Raw genomic sequence first — 15,316 nt, 5'->3', positions numbered from 1 at the left:
GAGAGGGTGTGTCTTATGGCTTATATTGAGATGAAACACTGTTACAAGCGTTATCAGGTTGGGGACACGGAGATTGTAGCCAATCGCGATGTGAATTTTGAGATTGAAAAGGGTGAATTGGTTATTATTCTAGGTGCATCTGGTGCAGGCAAGTCAACGGTTCTTAACCTTCTTGGTGGAATGGATACCAATGATGAAGGAGAGATTTGGATTGATGGTGTCAATATTGCAGACTATAGTTCCCACCAGAGGACCAATTATCGTAGAAATGATGTCGGTTTTGTTTTTCAGTTTTATAATCTAGTTTCCAATCTAACCGCTAAGGAAAATGTGGAGTTGGCTTCAGAAATCGTGTCAGATGCCTTGAATCCTGAACAGGTCTTGACAGATGTAGGTCTGGCTCATCGTCTCAATAACTTTCCAGCCCAGCTTTCTGGAGGGGAGCAACAGCGAGTCTCCATTGCACGCGCGGTAGCCAAAAATCCTAAAATCCTCCTTTGTGATGAACCGACTGGAGCCTTGGATTATCAGACGGGCAAGCAGGTTTTGAAAATTCTCCAAGATATGTCTCGTCAAAAAGGAGCGACGGTGATTATCGTGACTCACAATGGAGCTTTGGCGCCCATTGCTGATCGCGTGATTCATATGCACGATGCCAGTGTCAAGGATGTGGTGATGAACCAGCATCCTCAGGATATCGACAGTTTGGAGTACTAGCATGATCAAGCGAAAAACCTATTGGAAGGACTTAATTCAGTCCTTCACAGGCTCCAAGGGGCGTTTTTTATCCATCTTGACCTTGATGATGTTGGGGTCTCTAGCCCTAGTAGGCCTCAAAGTGACTAGCCCCAACATGGAGGCGACAGCTAATGCTTATTTAACAACTGCTCAAACCTTGGATTTGGCAGTTATGTCTAATTATGGTTTGGATCAAGCAGATCAAGAAGAATTAGAACAGATAGAGGGAGCAGATTTTGAGTTTGGCTATTTGACAGATGTGACTATGGAAAATGGGCAGGATGCCATTCGGCTGTATTCTAAACCAGAGCGAATTTCAACCTTTCAGCTAAGAGAGGGACGACTTCCTCAGTCAGACCAGGAAATTGCTTTGGCCAGTCATTTACAAGGCCAATATCGTGTAGGACAGGAGATTAGCTTTAAAGAAAAAGAAGAGGGACATTCCTCTTTAAAAGACCATACTTATACCATTACTGGTTTTGTGGATTCAGCTGAAATCCTCTCCCAGCGAGATATGGGCTACGCAGGAAGTGGAAGTGGGACTCTGACAGCCTATGGGGTGATTTTACCTAGTCAGTTTGATCAAAAAGTCTACAATATAGCTCGTTTGAAATATCAAGATTTAGCAGACTTAAATGCTTTTTCAGAAGCTTATGAAGAAAAATCCAAGCAACATCAGGAAGACCTGGAACAAGCTTTGTCAGATAATGGCAAGGCACGTCTGCAACTCTTGAAAAAAGAAGGCCAAGAGTCTTTAGACAAAGGTCAAGAGACCCTTGACAAGGCTGAGACTAATCTGCAGGAAGGTAAGCGTCGTTTAGCAGCTGCTCAAGCTCGTTTACAGGCTCAAGAAAGTCAACTAGCCTTGCTTCCTCAAGCACAGAGAGAGCAAGCTAGTTCTCAACTTACCCAAGCCAAGCAGGAATTGAGCAAGGAAGAGGACAAACTAAAGCAGGCTGAACAAAATTTAGCCCAAGAAAAGGAAAAATTAGAAAAACATCAGCAAGTCTTGGATGATTTAGCTGAGCCCAAGTATCAAGTCTATAATCGGCAAACCATGTCTGGCGGTCAAGGCTACCTCATGTACAGTAATGCTTCAGCCAGTATTCGGGCAGTGGGCAATATCTTTCCTGTAGTGCTTTATGCCGTAGCAGCTATGGTGACCTTTACAACCATGACTCGCTTTGTGGATGAAGAGAGAACACATGCAGGGATTTTTAAGGCCTTGGGCTATCGTAGCAAGGATATTATTGCCAAGTTTCTCCTTTACGGTCTAGTAGCTGGGACTGTAGGAACAGCTCTAGGTAGCATACTTGGACATTATTTGCTAGCCAGTGTGATTTCAAGTGTCATTACAAAAGGCATGGTGGTGGGAGAAACCCAGATTCAGTTCTATTGGACCTATAGCTTATTGGCTCTTGTCTTGAGTTGGTTGGCGAGTGTGTTACCAGCCTATCTGGTAGCTCGGAGGGAACTTCACGACGAAGCAGCCCAACTTTTACTGCCTAAACCACCTGTTAAGGGAGCTAAAATCTTACTGGAGCGCATCGGTTTTATCTGGCGTCGTCTCAGTTTTACCCATAAGGTAACAGCTCGCAATATCTTTCGTTATAAGCAACGGATGTTGATGACAATCTTTGGTGTGGCAGGTTCAGTCGCTTTGCTTTTTGCCGGTTTGGGAATCCAATCCTCTGTAGCAGGAGTTCCGTCTAGACAGTTTCAACAAATCCAACAGTATCAGATGATTGTCTCTGAAAATCCTAGTGCGACCAATCAGGACAAGGAAAATCTAGAAGAAGTGTTGAAAGGGCAGGACATCAAAGCCTACCAGAAAATCTATTCTAAAACGCTAGACAAGGATTTCAAAGGTAAGGCTGGTCTTCAGACAATTACCCTTATGATGACAGAGAAGGAAGATTTGACACCCTTTATTCATCTGCAAAATCATCAGCAGGAGCTGACATTAAAAGATGGAGTTGTCATCACAACTAAACTTGCTCAGCTGGCAGGTGTCAAGGTTGGACAGACTCTAGAAATTGAAGGTAAGGAACTAACGGTCGCTGCCATTGCTGAGAACTACGTTGGTCATTTTATTTATATGAGTCAGACTGACTATGAGCAAATTTACGGACAGCTAGCCCAAGCCAACACTTATCTGGTCTCGCTAAGGGATACCAGTGCAACTAGTATCGAAAGACAGGCAGGCTTACTTATGAATCAATCTGCGGTATCCAGCGTTGTCCAGAATGCTTCAGCCATTCGACTCTTTGACTCCGTCGCTAGCTCACTCAATCAGACTATGACCATCTTGGTCATCGTATCGGTTCTGTTGGCTATTGTTATCCTCTACAATTTGACCAATATCAACGTGGCTGAGAGAATCCGTGAACTCTCCACTATCAAGGTTCTCGGTTTTCATAACAATGAAGTCACTCTCTACATTTACCGTGAGACGATTGTGCTGTCCCTTGTGGGAATCGTACTTGGTTTGGTATCTGGTTTCTATTTACATCAATTTTTGATTCAAATGATTTCTCCTGCGACTATTCTCTTTTATCCGCAGGTAGCCTGGGAAGTCTATGTAATCCCAGTGGTAGCAGTAAGCACCATTTTGACCGTCCTTGGTTTCTTTGTCAATTATCATCTGAGAAAGGTTGATATGCTTGAAGCCCTGAAATCTGTAGAGTAAGGCAGTTGTTTTTATCTGATTAAACTTATATTTACTAGTAAACAAAAATCCTCCGTTTCAAAGAGTAGGGAACTCCTTGTGACAGAGGATTTTTTCTATAGGGCTTTAGCAGCTGCAATTGCAGCTTCGAAGTTTGGTTCAGAGTTGATATTGTCCACGTATTCAACGTAGTGAATAGTATTGTCAGTATCGAGGACAAAGACTGCGCGTGCCAATAGATGCCACTCATTGATTAAGAGGGCATAATCACGTCCAAAGGAATGGTCGAAATAGTCTGAGAGCATGATGGCATTTTCAATACCTTCAGCACCACACCAACGTTTTTGGGCAAAAGGAAGGTCCATTGAAACAGTCAAGACAACCGTATTATCCAGTCCAGCCAGTTCTTCATTAAAACGACGCGTTTGAGTTGAGCAGATGCCTGTATCGATAGAAGGCACGACACTCAAGACTTTTTTCTTCCCATCAAAATCAGCCAGAGATTTTTTAGAAAGGTCTGTTGTAGTGAGTGAAAAATCAAGTGCCTTGTCGCCGACTTGTAGTTGTTTACCTGTAAAGCTCACAGGATTTCCGAGAAAAATTACCATAGGATACTCCAATCTTTTTTCTTCCATTTTAGCTGAAACAGTCGGAATTTTCCAATGATTTGACCGGAAATATGGGCATAGAAAAAACGCCAGCTCATGAGAGAATGACGTTTTTCAGAGGCTTATACTCAATGAAAATCAAAGAGCAAACTAGGAAGCTAGCCACAGGCTGTACTTGAGTACGGCAAGGCGACGCTGACGTGGTTTGAATTTGATTTTCGAAGAGTATTATTTTGCCAATCCTTCAGCAATCTTGTCAAGGTTGTATTTCATCATGTTGTAGTAGCTATCGCCTTCTTTACCTTGTTCTGCGATAGAGTCAGTAAAGATTTGTGCGTAGATTGGGATGTTTGTGTCTTGAGAAACAGTTTTCATTGGACGGTCATCCACACTTGATTCTACAAAGAGGGAAGGAGTTTTTGTTTGGCGAAGTTTTTCAACCAAGGTCTTGATTTGGTCAGGTGTTCCTTCTTCTTCAGTGTTGATTTCCCAGATATAGGCACTTGGGACACCGTAGGCTTTAGAGAAGTATTTGAAGCATCCTTCGCTGGTTACGATCAATTTCTTCTCAGCAGGGATGTTGTTAAATTTCTCTTTAGCTTCCTTGTCAAGTTTGTCTAGCTTATCAGTATATTCTTTGAGATTTTTTTCGTAGAATTCCTTGTTGCTAGGGTCTTTAGCGCTCAATTGTTTTGCGATATTCTTAGCAAAAATCATCCCGTTTTCAAGGTTAAGCCAAGCGTGTGGGTCTTCTTTGCCTTTTTCGTTTTGGCCTTCAAGGTAGATAACATCAACGCCTTCGCTGACTGCAAAGTAGTCTTTGTTTTCAGTTTTCTTGGCATTTTCTACCAATTTTGTAAACCAAGCATTGCCACCAGTTTCAAGGTTGATACCGTTGTAGAAAATCAAATCAGCTTGAGATGTTTTCTTAACGTCTTCAGGGAGTGGTTCGTATTCGTGTGGGTCTTGGCCAACAGGAACGATACTGTGAAGATCAATCTTGTCACCAGCAATATTTTTAGTAATATCAGCGATGATTGAGTTTGTAGCAACAACTTTTAGTTTTTGACCAGAAACTGCATCTTTTTTTCCGCTAGCACATGCTACAAGAGCAATGACGGAAAGAAAGAGAACGAGTAATGTACCTAATTTTTTCATTAGAACCTCCAATTTATTGGGGCTTTGCCCCTTATTTTAACAAATGTTTATTTTTCAGTTTCAAATATCGTTGTTTTGGAGCGATAAAGAAGCTAATGAGAAAGAAACTAGCGGCTGTAAGCACGATACTAGAACCTGCCGCAACGTTAAAGCTATAGCCGATAAAGAGCCCCAAAACTGAAGCTGTCGCTCCAAATGTTGAGGAAAGGAAAATCATGCTTTTCAGGCTATTAGCATACAGATAAGCAGTTGCCGCTGGGGTAATCAGCATGGCTACAATCAGGATAGTTCCGACACTTTGCATGGCTGTCACAGACACGAGAGTTAGGAGTACCATGAGAAGGTAGTGATAGAAATTGACAGGCATTCCCATGGCTTTAGCCAAGAGTTCATCAAAGGATGTTATCAAGAGTTGCTTGAAGAAAATCCAGATTAACAAGAGAATGGCTGCCCCCACACCCATAGTAATAAACATATCCGTATCTTGGACGGCCAGGATATTACCAAAAAGAATATGGAAAAGGTCAGTTGAACTTTTAGCGACACTAATCAAGATGATACCGAGGGCTAAGAAAGAAGAAAAGGTAATGCCGATGGCGGTATCGCTTTTGATAATCGAGTTTCCCTTGATGTAGGTAATGATGATAGCAGCTAGTAGTCCGAAGACAATGGCTCCGATAAAGAAGTCAAGGCCCAAGATAAAGGAGAGGGCTACACCTGGCAAGACAGCATGTGAAATGGCATCTCCCATGAGTGACATCCCGCGTAGGATGATGAAACATCCCACAGCTCCAGCTACGACCCCAATGACAATAGCTGTTATCAAGGCATTTTGTAGGAAATGGAATTTTTGCAATCCATCGATAAATTCTGCAATCATAGGTCACCTCCATTGAAAAAGAGTCGATTACCGTAAGCTTCTTTGAGATTGGCTTCGGTAAAGGTTTCTTTGGTTGGACCAAAGGCAATCACTTCTCGATTGACAAGTAAGACTTGATCGAAGTAGTGGGAAACCTTGCTGAGGTCGTGGTGAACGATGAGAACCGTCTTACCAGCTTTTTTCAAATCTCTCAGCGTATTCATGATGATTTCCTCACTGACAGAGTCAATCCCAACAAAGGGTTCATCCAAGAGGATATAATCGGCTTCCTGCACCAAACATCTGGCAATCAAGACCCGCTGGAATTGACCTCCAGACAGTTGACTGATTTGACGTTCAGCGTAGTCAGCTAGGCCGACGATTTCAAGGGCTTCCTCTACTTTTTTCCAATGTTTAGCATTTAAACTGCGAAAGAGAGGAATAGAAGGAAATAGTCCTAGCGAGACACATTCCTTGACCTTGATGGGAAAGTTGTAGTCGATATTGATTTTTTGTTCGACATAGGCGATTCGGTGTAAGGATTTTTTAACTTCCTTGTCATCGAGAAATGCCTGACCTTGATGTGGGATAATTCCCAGCATCCCTTTTAATAATGTTGATTTTCCAGCACCGTTCGGACCAATGATACCGGTAATTGTTGGTCCATGGAGCACTAGTGAAATATCCTTAAGTGCCAACGTTTCTTTGTAGGAGACACTGAGGTTTTCAATACGTATCATAAACTTATATTCCTCCTGCCTCTTAATATACCTTAAAAAAAAAATTAAGTCAAGTTAATTTTTAAAAAAATTAAAATAATAACTGAAAAACAATAGAAAATATCAGTTCATTTTTAATTGCATTCCCAGGTAATTTTTGTTAAGCTAAAAACAAGTACAAATGAAAGTGAGAACAAGATGACACGTTATCAAGATGATTTTTATGATGCAATCAATGGAGAATGGCAGAAGACTGCTGAAATCCCAGCAGATAAATCTCAAACGGGAGGTTTTGTTGATTTAGATCAGGAAATTGAAGACTTGATGTTGGCGACAACAGACAAGTGGTTGACAGGTGAAGAGGTGACTGAGGATGCTATCTTGGCAAACTTTGTCAAATACCACCGCCTAGTTCGTGATTTTGACAAGAGAGAAGCTGACGGTATCACTCCTGTCTTACCACTTCTTAAAGAATTTCAAGAATTGGAGACTTTTGCGGATTTTACAGCTAAACTAGCAGAGTTTGAGCTTGCTGGAAAACCAAACTTCCTTCCTTTTGGTGTATCACCAGACTTTATGGATGCCAGAATCAATGTTCTTTGGGCTAGTGCCCCAAGCACAATCCTGCCAGATACGACCTACTATGCTGAAGACCATCCTCAGCGTGAGGAATTGTTGAACCTTTGGAAAGAAAGTACTTCTAATCTCCTTAAAGCCTATGATTTCTCTGATGAAGAAATCGAAGACTTGCTAGAGAAAAGACTAGAATTGGACCGTCGAGTTGCGGCAGTGGTGCTCTCTAATGAAGAAAGTTCAGAGTATGCTAAACTTTACCATCCATATGCTTACGAAGATTTCAAGAAATTTGCGTCTGCCCTACCTTTGGATGACTTTTTCCAAGCCGTTCTTGGACAAGTACCAGACAAGGTTATTGTAGACGAAGAACGTTTCTGGCAAGCAGCAGACCAATTCTATAGTGAAGAGGCCTGGCCTCTCCTCAAGGCAACCTTAATTTTAAGTGTTGTGAATCTCTCAACCAGCTATTTAACAGAAGAAATCCGTGTCTTGTCAGGTGCCTATAGCCGTGCGCTTTCAGGAGTTCCAGAAGCCAAAGACAAGGTCAAGGCAGCTTATCAACTAGCACAAGGTCCTTTCAAACAAGCCTTAGGTCTTTGGTATGCCCATGAAAAATTCTCTCCAGAGGCTAAGGCGGATGTGGAGAAAAAAGTAGCAACTATGATTGATGTCTATAAGGAACGCTTGGCTAAAAATGACTGGCTGACTCCTGAAACTCGTGACAAGGCCATCGTCAAACTCAATGTCATCAAGCCTTATATCGGTTACCCTGAAGAATTACCAGAACGCTATAAGGACAAGGTAGTGGATGAAAATGTTAGTCTTTTTGACAATGCTCTAGCCTTTGCGCGTGTGGAAATCAAGCACAGTTGGAGCAAGTGGAATCAGCCTGTGGACTATAAGGAATGGGGCATGCCTGCTCATATGGTCAATGCCTACTACAATCCACAGAAGAACCTGATTGTCTTCCCAGCGGCTATTTTGCAGGCGCCTTTCTATGACTTGCATCAGTCATCTTCTGCTAACTACGGTGGTATTGGGGCGGTTATTGCCCATGAAATTTCCCACGCCTTTGATACCAACGGAGCTTCCTTTGATGAAAATGGTAGCCTAAAGGATTGGTGGACAGAGAGCGACTATGCTGCCTTCAAGGAGAAAACACAAAAAGTCATTGACCAGTTTGATGGACAGGATTCTTATGGAGCAACCATCAACGGTAAATTGACTGTATCAGAAAATGTGGCTGACTTGGGAGGAATCGCAGCAGCGCTTGAAGCAGCTAAGAGAGAAGCAGACTTCTCAGCAGAAGAATTCTTCTACAACTTCGGTCGCATCTGGCGCATGAAAGGTCGTCCAGAATTTATGAAACTTTTGGCTAGCGTCGATGTGCACGCGCCAGCCAAACTCCGTGTCAATGTGCAAGTACCAAACTTCGATGATTTCTTTACAACCTATGATGTCAAAGAAAGTGATGGAATGTGGCGTTCACCAGAAGACCGTGTGATTATTTGGTAATGCAAAGAGGTCAGTAATCAGAAAAAAGGCATTCAATCAAGGTTTTCACACCTTATTGGATGCCTTTTGTAATAGAAAGATTTGCTGGATAGTTTACTTAAATTGTGCTATTGATTGTCATCATTTTACTAGAAAAAAGGATTGAAAGTTTTTTCGTGAGCGATAGTAGTAGCTGGACCATGCCCTGGATAGACATCATAGTTTGGTAGAGTGAAGAGTTGGGTCTGGATACTATGAAGGAGTTGTTCCATACTACCAGTTGGAAGGTCGGTTCGTCCAATGGTTTCACGGAATAGGGCATCTCCTGTCAAGACTAGGTGAGCATCAGGAAAGACTAGGGAAACACCACCGATAGAATGTCCTGGTGTTGGTAAGACGGTGAAACGAAATTCCTCCAGCTGATATTCCTCATGAAAGACAAAGGTGTGTTCTGCAGGTTTTGCGACCACATCTGCCATATCATCGTGGCGAGGAAGCCCAGAGAGATTATCGATAGGAGTATAGAGCCAGCTGGCTTCACTCTCTGCAATATAGACCGGAGGATTGCCAAAAGTTTCGCGAACCAAGTCCAGACTCATGATATGGTCATAATGGGCGTGGGTAAGGAGAATAGCGCAGATCGGTTTGTTGATGTTCTCTATTGTCTGACGAATGGCTTCCCAATGGCTACCAGGGTCAACCACGATGAGGTACTTTTCGCCTTCCAAGTAATAGGTATTTTCATAGGCAACAGGATTCACGGTTTTATGGATTTTCATACTAGCTCCAATCTCAAAGAATGTACTAATACTCTTCGAAAATCTCTTCAAACCGCGTCAACTTTATCTGTAACCTCAAAGCAGTGCTTTGAGCAGCCTGCGGCTAGTTTGCTCTTTGATTTTCATTGAGTATAAATTAAGTATAGCACAGTTAGGGAGAATAAGCTTAAAAAGAAATAGTTCTAGAAAGAAGATGGTTTGGATAAAAAATAAGCCCCGAATGAGTTCGAGGCTTAAGCTGTTTTAATTACCAGCATAATATTTTTGGATTCCCTTAACAATCCCTTCGACTAGTTTATCTTGATAGTCACTGCTGCGGATTTTTTGGTTTTCTTCTGGATTATCCATATATCCCATCTCTAGCAAAACAGCTGGTTTAGCTGTTTCACGGAGAACAGCAAAGGTTGCTTGCAAGAGCCCAGCATCCCTAGCTCCAGTTTCAGCTAGCAGTGAAGAATGGATATCAGCTGCGAGACGATTACTTTCACTCATCCGTTCAGGATTGTTGTGCCAATCCTTGTTAATCTTGCTAGGGAAGCCAGGTTCATCCTTGTAAGAATAGGTCTGGATACCTAGATTAACGGTTGTATCATTTCCTTTTGCATTGAAATGAAGGCTGATGAAAAAGTCAGCATTGGTCTTATTGACCATACGAGAACGCTCGGTAATGAAATCAACGTCTATATCACTATCTCGAGAAGTGAGAACGGTGTAGCCAAGATCTTCTAATCGTTTACGTAATTTATGGTAAACTTGTAGGTTTAAGTCTTTTTCAGCTATGCCATAGTAATAAGCACCGCGGTCCTTGCCACCGTGTCCTGGATCTAGAAAAATAGTTTTAGAGTAATGTCCTTTTTGAAAACCTTGTGCTAATTCACGAACCCATTTTCCATTCCCTTGGAAGAGCTGGTTTTTACCATCAACTGCATAGGTTCCTGTAACATACACACCATCGTCCTTAAGATAGTACCAAGCTTGATAGTCTGGATCATAAATCCATTCCTTATGGGCCATGTAGCCACCAGATTTGAGGTAGTAAGAACCAATCCATTGTTTTTGGGCATAGCGTCCGCCAGATTTTAGGTAAAACCAACTAGAGTAGCTTTGGTCGTAGACCCATTCCTTATCTGCCATAGCACCGCTGGATTTGAGGTAGTAATCGCCTTTCCAGACATTGGCCAACATTCTACCGTAGCCATCAAAAGCATACCACTTGCCATTGATTTGGCTCCACTGGTTGGATAAATATTTACCTGAACCATTGATATAGTACCAATTATTTCCCATTTGGTACCAGCTGTTTTCAAGCAAGTAGCCATGACTATCAAAGAAATAACCATCATAGAGAGTATCTGTAAATTTGACCCCAGTTTGACTATAAAAAGTCCATTTGTTCCCCTCTTTTACCCAGCCAGTTTGTATAGGTTGATTGGGTTTGGTTTCCCTAAAAAGAGAAGGTTTGCTTTCTTGCTCACTTGAACTAGCTATACTTGACGAAGTTTCTGTACTAGCTTGAGAACTGCTAGTAGAAGTATTTGTAGAACTACTAGTAGAATTGCTAGTGGAAGTATTTGTTGAGCTACTGGTTGAACTAGTCATAGGGGCAGTAGTGGAATGACTCGTATCGTCAGCCAAAACGATTTGGCTGGATAAGCCGAGAACAGCCAAAGCTAAAAGTGTCAATCTTTTGTGTGATTTCATGTTGTTTGCCTTTCTAGAAAGATGAAAATTCAGTAATTATCGTAAAAAAACTGTTTATATTACCATTATACACTAAAAAGGTTAGAAAATTACCAAAATATCAAACCTTATTTATTGAAAAAAGAAGAATGTATTTTCATTTCGCTGACTTTTAGTGTAGCCTATATCAAAAAAGATAGATGAAAATCAGATAATTTTATTGTTTTAGTGTGAATCTTTTTTTATCCTCCTTCCCAACAAATTGAATAGCTTCAGAATCCTCTTTTTCTAGTTTTCATATTCTTAAAAAAGTGATAAAATGGTAGGAAGAATTGGAGAGTAGAGATGCCAAAAGAAGTGAATTTAACAGGCGAAGAAGTTGTCGCTTTAACCAAAGAATATTTGACGGAAGAGGATGTCCATTTTGTCCATAAGGCCTTGGTCTATGCGGTGGATTGCCATTGTGGTCAATATCGCCAATCAGGTGAGCCTTATATCATTCACCCCATCCAAGTGGCAGGTATTTTAGCTAAGCTCAAGCTGGATGCTGTAACGGTAGCTTGTGGTTTCTTGCATGACGTGGTGGAAGATACAGATGCGACCTTGGACGATTTGGAAAGAGAGTTTGGTCCTGATGTGCGGGTAATCGTAGATGGGGTTACCAAGCTTGGTAAGGTCAAATACAAGTCTCACGAAGAGCAGTTGGCAGAAAATCATCGCAAGATGCTCATGGCCATGTCTGAGGACATCCGCGTTATCTTGGTTAAACTGTCTGACCGCTTGCACAATATGCGAACTCTGAAACATCTTCGAAAAGATAAGCAGGAGCGTATTTCCAAAGAAACCATGGAAATCTATGCACCACTTGCTCACCGTTTGGGGATTTCTAGCGTTAAATGGGAATTGGAAGACCTATCTTTCCGTTATCTTAATCCAACGGAGTTTTACAAGATTACCCATATGATGAAGGAAAAGCGCAGAGAGCGTGAAGCCTTGGTGGATGAGGTAGTTACGAAACTAGAAGACTATACGACGGATCGTCACTTGAAAGGGAAGATTTACGGTCGTCCCAAGCATATTTACTCGATTTTCCGCAAAATGCAGGATAAGAGAAAACGTTTTGAGGAAATCTATGACCTGATTGCCATTCGCTGTATTTTAGATACCCAAAGTGATGTCTATGCCATGCTTGGTTATGTGCATGAGCTTTGGAAACCGATGCCAGGTCGCTTTAAAGACTATATCGCTAATCGCAAGGCCAATGGTTACCAGTCTATCCATACGACTGTTTATGGGCCAAAAGGGCCAATCGAATTCCAGATTCGGACCAAGGAAATGCACGAGGTGGCTGAGTACGGGGTTGCGGCTCACTGGGCTTATAAGAAGGGTATCAAGGGACAGGTTAACAGCAAGGAATCAGCTATTGGGATGAACTGGATCAAGGAGATGATGGAGCTCCAAGACCAAGCTGATGATGCCAAGGAATTTGTGGATTCAGTTAAGGAAAACTACCTGGCTGAGGAGATTTATGTCTTTACTCCAGATGGAGCTGTCCGTTCCCTTCCCAAAGATTCAGGACCGATTGACTTTGCCTACGAAATTCATACCAAAGTTGGTGAAAAAGCGACAGGTGCCAAGGTCAATGGTCGTATGGTTCCACTGACAACCAAGCTCAAGACAGGGGATCAGGTCGAAATTGTTACCAACCCGAACTCCTTTGGGCCAAGCCGTGATTGGCTCAATATGGTTAAGACCAGCAAGGCCCGCAACAAGATTCGTCAGTTCTTTAAAAACCAAGATAAGGAATTGTCTGTCAATAAGGGTCGTGAGATGTTGATGGCCCAGTTCCAAGAAAACGGCTATGTGGCCAATAAATTCATGGACAAGCGTCACATGGACCAAGTTCTGCAAAAGACCAGCTACAAGACAGAGGAATCCCTCTTTGCGGCCATTGGTTTTGGCGAAATCGGTGCCATTACCGTCTTTAACCGTCTGACTGAAAAGGAACGCCGTGAGGAAGAACGTGCCAAGGCCAAGGCTGAGGCAGAAGAACTTGTCAAAGGCGGCGAAGTCAAAGTTGAAAATAAAGAAACCCTCAAGGTCAAGCATGAGGGTGGAGTGGTCATTGAAGGTGCTTCTGGACTCCTAGTGCGGATTGCCAAGTGCTGTAATCCTGTTCCTGGTGATGACATTGTCGGCTACATTACCAAGGGGCGTGGTGTGGCTATTCACCGTGTGGACTGTATGAACCTGCGTGCCCAAGAAAACTATGAGCAACGTCTCCTTGATGTGGAATGGGAAGATCAGTATTCAAACTCAAATAAGGAGTATATGGCTCATATCGATATCTATGGTCTCAACCGTACAGGACTGTTGAACGATGTACTGCAAGTTCTCTCAAACACAACCAAGAATATCTCGACAGTCAACGCCCAACCAACCAAGGATATGAAGTTTGCTAATATCCATGTATCCTTCGGCATTGCCAACCTCTCGACGCTGACTACGGTCGTGGACAAGATTAAGAGTGTGCCAGAAGTTTACTCTGTCAAACGGACAAACGGCTAATTGTCCTAGCTCTTACTAGAAAGGCTATTATGAAAATCATTATCCAACGGGTAAAAAAAGCCCAAGTGAGTATCGAAGGTCAGGTTCAGGGAAAAATCAATCAGGGGCTCCTATTGCTGGTTGGTGTTGGACCAGAGGACCAAGAGGAAGATTTGGACTATGCTGTGAGAAAACTGGTCAATATGCGGATTTTTTCAGACGTAGAAGGCAAGATGAACCTGTCTGTCAAAGATATTGAAGGAGAAATCCTCTCTATTTCTCAGTTTACCCTCTTTGCGGATACTAAGAAAGGCAATCGTCCAGCCTTTACAGGGGCAGCCAAACCTGATATGGCATCAGACTTCTATGATGCATTCAATCAAAAATTAGCGCAAGAAGTGCCCGTTCAGACAGGCATCTTTGGAGCGGATATGCAGATTGAGCTGGTCAATGATGGACCAGTTACCATTATCCTTGATACTAAAAATAGATAAGAAAGACCAAGCCCAGCCAGCTTGGTTTTTCTCATCTATCATAAAATACTCCAAAATGAAATCTGTTCTTGATAGACTTTTGGGAAGTCTCTTTTTAGGCTTTGGCTTATGCGATAGGAAGGGATGAGGTGTCCTAGGATGAGGAGAGTGCCCTGAAGGAAAAGTGGAATACCACTTAAACATATCAAGGAGAGAATCATCAGGCTATCCCATAGGAGGATTTGTAAGGCAAAATGCCAGAATCTCGGTCTAATCTGGGAATAGAGGTGACTAAAGTGGTCACAAAGTTGGTTTGAAAGATAGGTCAATAGCACAGGATGAAAGAAAATGAGCCAACCGCTATAAATAAAAATCCAGTCCCAAGTAAGCCCCCCTTTAAATGTCAAAAATGCCAGCATGATTCCATCAATGACAAGGAGTTGAGTGGTTTTGATGAAGATGATTTTTTTCATGATAACCCCTCCTTTTCCTTAGAGACACTCCCATAAAGAGATATGTTTATCGTAAAAGTCTGGATAGTTGTCTCTTAGGTAGTCGGCCGTCATATAATATAAAGTAGAATGGCAAGCAGTGATGATTGGCATAAGAGAGAGAAAACGCTGAGAACTAACGAAGGTTAAAAGGACAAAAAATAGAAAATCAATGGAGAGAATCCCTAAATAGTAGAAGCGAATCTTTTTATTGATTTTAGGATAAATCTCAGCGAATTGATGTTTGAGTCGGACAAGCAAGCGAAATAGCAGGAGTCCTTGAGCAAGGAGGAAAATAAAACCAGAGAGCAAGAGCCATTCTAAAGCTGTCTCGGGTCTAGTGCTAAAGAATGCAAATAGTAGTAAATCAATGATTGCAATTGCTGTAAAATGGATTCTAAAGAGTTTTTTCATGACAAGACCTCCCTCTTTTATCTATCTTCATTCTACTCCAAAAGAATGGAAGTTACAACTAAAATGATAAAAAATTTTAGTAAGGAGATTCTGTTAGATTTCTTTATTTGAT

13 protein-coding genes are annotated in these 15,316 nt (G+C 42.0%); 5 read left to right on the top strand and 8 right to left on the bottom strand.

The genetic code is table 11. The annotated features are described in order from the left end of the window. The first annotated feature begins 15 nt into the window (after window positions 1-15). Complete coding sequence (locus D8848_RS01780; protein WP_060628637.1) at window positions 16-717, top strand: ABC transporter ATP-binding protein; 702 nt, start codon at window positions 16-18, stop codon at window positions 715-717. A 1-nt stretch (window position 718) separates the two neighbouring features. After that, window positions 719-3,427, top strand: a complete 2,709-nt coding sequence (locus D8848_RS01775) for an ABC transporter permease (protein ID WP_125442933.1) — start codon at window positions 719-721, stop codon at window positions 3,425-3,427. A 95-nt stretch (window positions 3,428-3,522) separates the two neighbouring features. On the opposite strand, the gene tpx is transcribed toward D8848_RS01775, so the two are convergent. The 4 genes from tpx to D8848_RS01755 all read right to left on the bottom strand — a co-directional run bounded on the left by tpx (window position 3,523) and on the right by D8848_RS01755 (window position 6,771). Next, entirely contained in the window at window positions 3,523-4,014 is a 492-nt protein-coding gene (tpx, locus tag D8848_RS01770) for a thiol peroxidase (RefSeq protein WP_049544871.1), read from the bottom strand. A gap of 228 nt (window positions 4,015-4,242) precedes the next feature. Continuing rightward, entirely contained in the window at window positions 4,243-5,172 is a 930-nt protein-coding gene (gene psaA / locus D8848_RS01765) for a metal ABC transporter substrate-binding lipoprotein/adhesin PsaA (protein ID WP_125442932.1), read from the bottom strand. A gap of 31 nt (window positions 5,173-5,203) precedes the next feature. Then, window positions 5,204-6,052 (bottom strand): metal ABC transporter permease, encoded by an 849-nt coding sequence (locus D8848_RS01760; RefSeq protein ID WP_000559776.1) that lies wholly within the window; start codon window positions 6,050-6,052, stop codon window positions 5,204-5,206. Continuing rightward, a complete protein-coding gene (locus D8848_RS01755) occupies window positions 6,049-6,771 on the bottom strand; it encodes a metal ABC transporter ATP-binding protein (protein ID WP_033686841.1) in 723 nt (240 codons plus the stop codon). The genes D8848_RS01760 and D8848_RS01755 overlap by 4 nt, the downstream gene beginning before the upstream one ends. Window positions 6,772-6,948: 177 nt before the next feature. Between D8848_RS01755 and pepO the strand changes: the two genes are divergently transcribed. Continuing rightward, on the top strand, window positions 6,949-8,841 hold the full coding sequence (pepO, locus tag D8848_RS01750; protein ID WP_049544848.1) for an endopeptidase PepO: 1,893 nt from the start codon (window positions 6,949-6,951) through the stop codon (window positions 8,839-8,841). Window positions 8,842-8,969: 128 nt separating this feature from the next. Here pepO and D8848_RS01745 read toward each other — a convergent pair whose 3' ends face one another. Beyond that, window positions 8,970-9,599: an MBL fold metallo-hydrolase gene (locus D8848_RS01745; protein WP_185756837.1), complete on the bottom strand. Its 630-nt coding sequence runs from the start codon at window positions 9,597-9,599 to the stop codon at window positions 8,970-8,972. A 243-nt stretch (window positions 9,600-9,842) separates the two neighbouring features. Further along, complete coding sequence (locus tag D8848_RS01740; protein ID WP_125442930.1) at window positions 9,843-11,300, bottom strand: N-acetylmuramoyl-L-alanine amidase; 1,458 nt, start codon at window positions 11,298-11,300, stop codon at window positions 9,843-9,845. 324 nt (window positions 11,301-11,624) lie between these two features. Here D8848_RS01740 and D8848_RS01735 point away from each other — a divergent pair, with 324 nt between their 5' ends. Together D8848_RS01735 and dtd are read left to right on the top strand one after the other, a co-directional pair. After that, window positions 11,625-13,847 (top strand): RelA/SpoT family protein, encoded by a 2,223-nt coding sequence (locus D8848_RS01735; protein ID WP_125442929.1) that lies wholly within the window; start codon window positions 11,625-11,627, stop codon window positions 13,845-13,847. Between the two features lie 29 nt (window positions 13,848-13,876). After that, window positions 13,877-14,320 (top strand): D-aminoacyl-tRNA deacylase, encoded by a 444-nt coding sequence (gene dtd / locus D8848_RS01730; RefSeq protein ID WP_125442928.1) that lies wholly within the window; start codon window positions 13,877-13,879, stop codon window positions 14,318-14,320. 38 nt (window positions 14,321-14,358) lie between these two features. Here dtd and D8848_RS01725 read toward each other — a convergent pair whose 3' ends face one another. Then, window positions 14,359-14,772: a hypothetical protein gene (locus D8848_RS01725; RefSeq protein ID WP_125442927.1), complete on the bottom strand. Its 414-nt coding sequence runs from the start codon at window positions 14,770-14,772 to the stop codon at window positions 14,359-14,361. A gap of 18 nt (window positions 14,773-14,790) precedes the next feature. After that, complete coding sequence (locus tag D8848_RS01720; protein ID WP_125442926.1) at window positions 14,791-15,204, bottom strand: hypothetical protein; 414 nt, start codon at window positions 15,202-15,204, stop codon at window positions 14,791-14,793. Between the last annotated feature and the right edge of the window lie 112 nt (window positions 15,205-15,316).

Source organism: Streptococcus mitis (assembly GCF_003942775.1).
GTDB classification, from domain to species: Bacteria; Bacillota; Bacilli; order Lactobacillales; family Streptococcaceae; genus Streptococcus; species Streptococcus mitis_CN.
Note: the sequence above shows the minus strand (reverse complement) of the source record. Positions and strands in the feature narration are given on the sequence as shown.

What these genes read in the sequence shown, in the direction of transcription:
- D8848_RS01780 (WP_060628637.1), top strand. Translation starts at nt 16, where the DNA reads ATGGCTTATATTGAGATGAAACACTGTTACAAGCGTTATCAGGTTGGG.
- D8848_RS01775 (WP_125442933.1), top strand. Translation starts at nt 719, where the DNA reads ATGATCAAGCGAAAAACCTATTGGAAGGACTTAATTCAGTCCTTCACA.
- tpx (WP_049544871.1), bottom strand. Translation starts at nt 4,014, where the DNA reads ATGGTAATTTTTCTCGGAAATCCTGTGAGCTTTACAGGTAAACAACTA.
- psaA (WP_125442932.1), bottom strand. Translation starts at nt 5,172, where the DNA reads ATGAAAAAATTAGGTACATTACTCGTTCTCTTTCTTTCCGTCATTGCT.
- D8848_RS01760 (WP_000559776.1), bottom strand. Translation starts at nt 6,052, where the DNA reads ATGATTGCAGAATTTATCGATGGATTGCAAAAATTCCATTTCCTACAA.
- D8848_RS01755 (WP_033686841.1), bottom strand. Translation starts at nt 6,771, where the DNA reads ATGATACGTATTGAAAACCTCAGTGTCTCCTACAAAGAAACGTTGGCA.
- pepO (WP_049544848.1), top strand. Translation starts at nt 6,949, where the DNA reads ATGACACGTTATCAAGATGATTTTTATGATGCAATCAATGGAGAATGG.
- D8848_RS01745 (WP_185756837.1), bottom strand. Translation starts at nt 9,599, where the DNA reads ATGAAAATCCATAAAACCGTGAATCCTGTTGCCTATGAAAATACCTAT.
- D8848_RS01740 (WP_125442930.1), bottom strand. Translation starts at nt 11,300, where the DNA reads ATGAAATCACACAAAAGATTGACACTTTTAGCTTTGGCTGTTCTCGGC.
- D8848_RS01735 (WP_125442929.1), top strand. Translation starts at nt 11,625, where the DNA reads ATGCCAAAAGAAGTGAATTTAACAGGCGAAGAAGTTGTCGCTTTAACC.
- dtd (WP_125442928.1), top strand. Translation starts at nt 13,877, where the DNA reads ATGAAAATCATTATCCAACGGGTAAAAAAAGCCCAAGTGAGTATCGAA.
- D8848_RS01725 (WP_125442927.1), bottom strand. Translation starts at nt 14,772, where the DNA reads ATGAAAAAAATCATCTTCATCAAAACCACTCAACTCCTTGTCATTGAT.
- D8848_RS01720 (WP_125442926.1), bottom strand. Translation starts at nt 15,204, where the DNA reads ATGAAAAAACTCTTTAGAATCCATTTTACAGCAATTGCAATCATTGAT.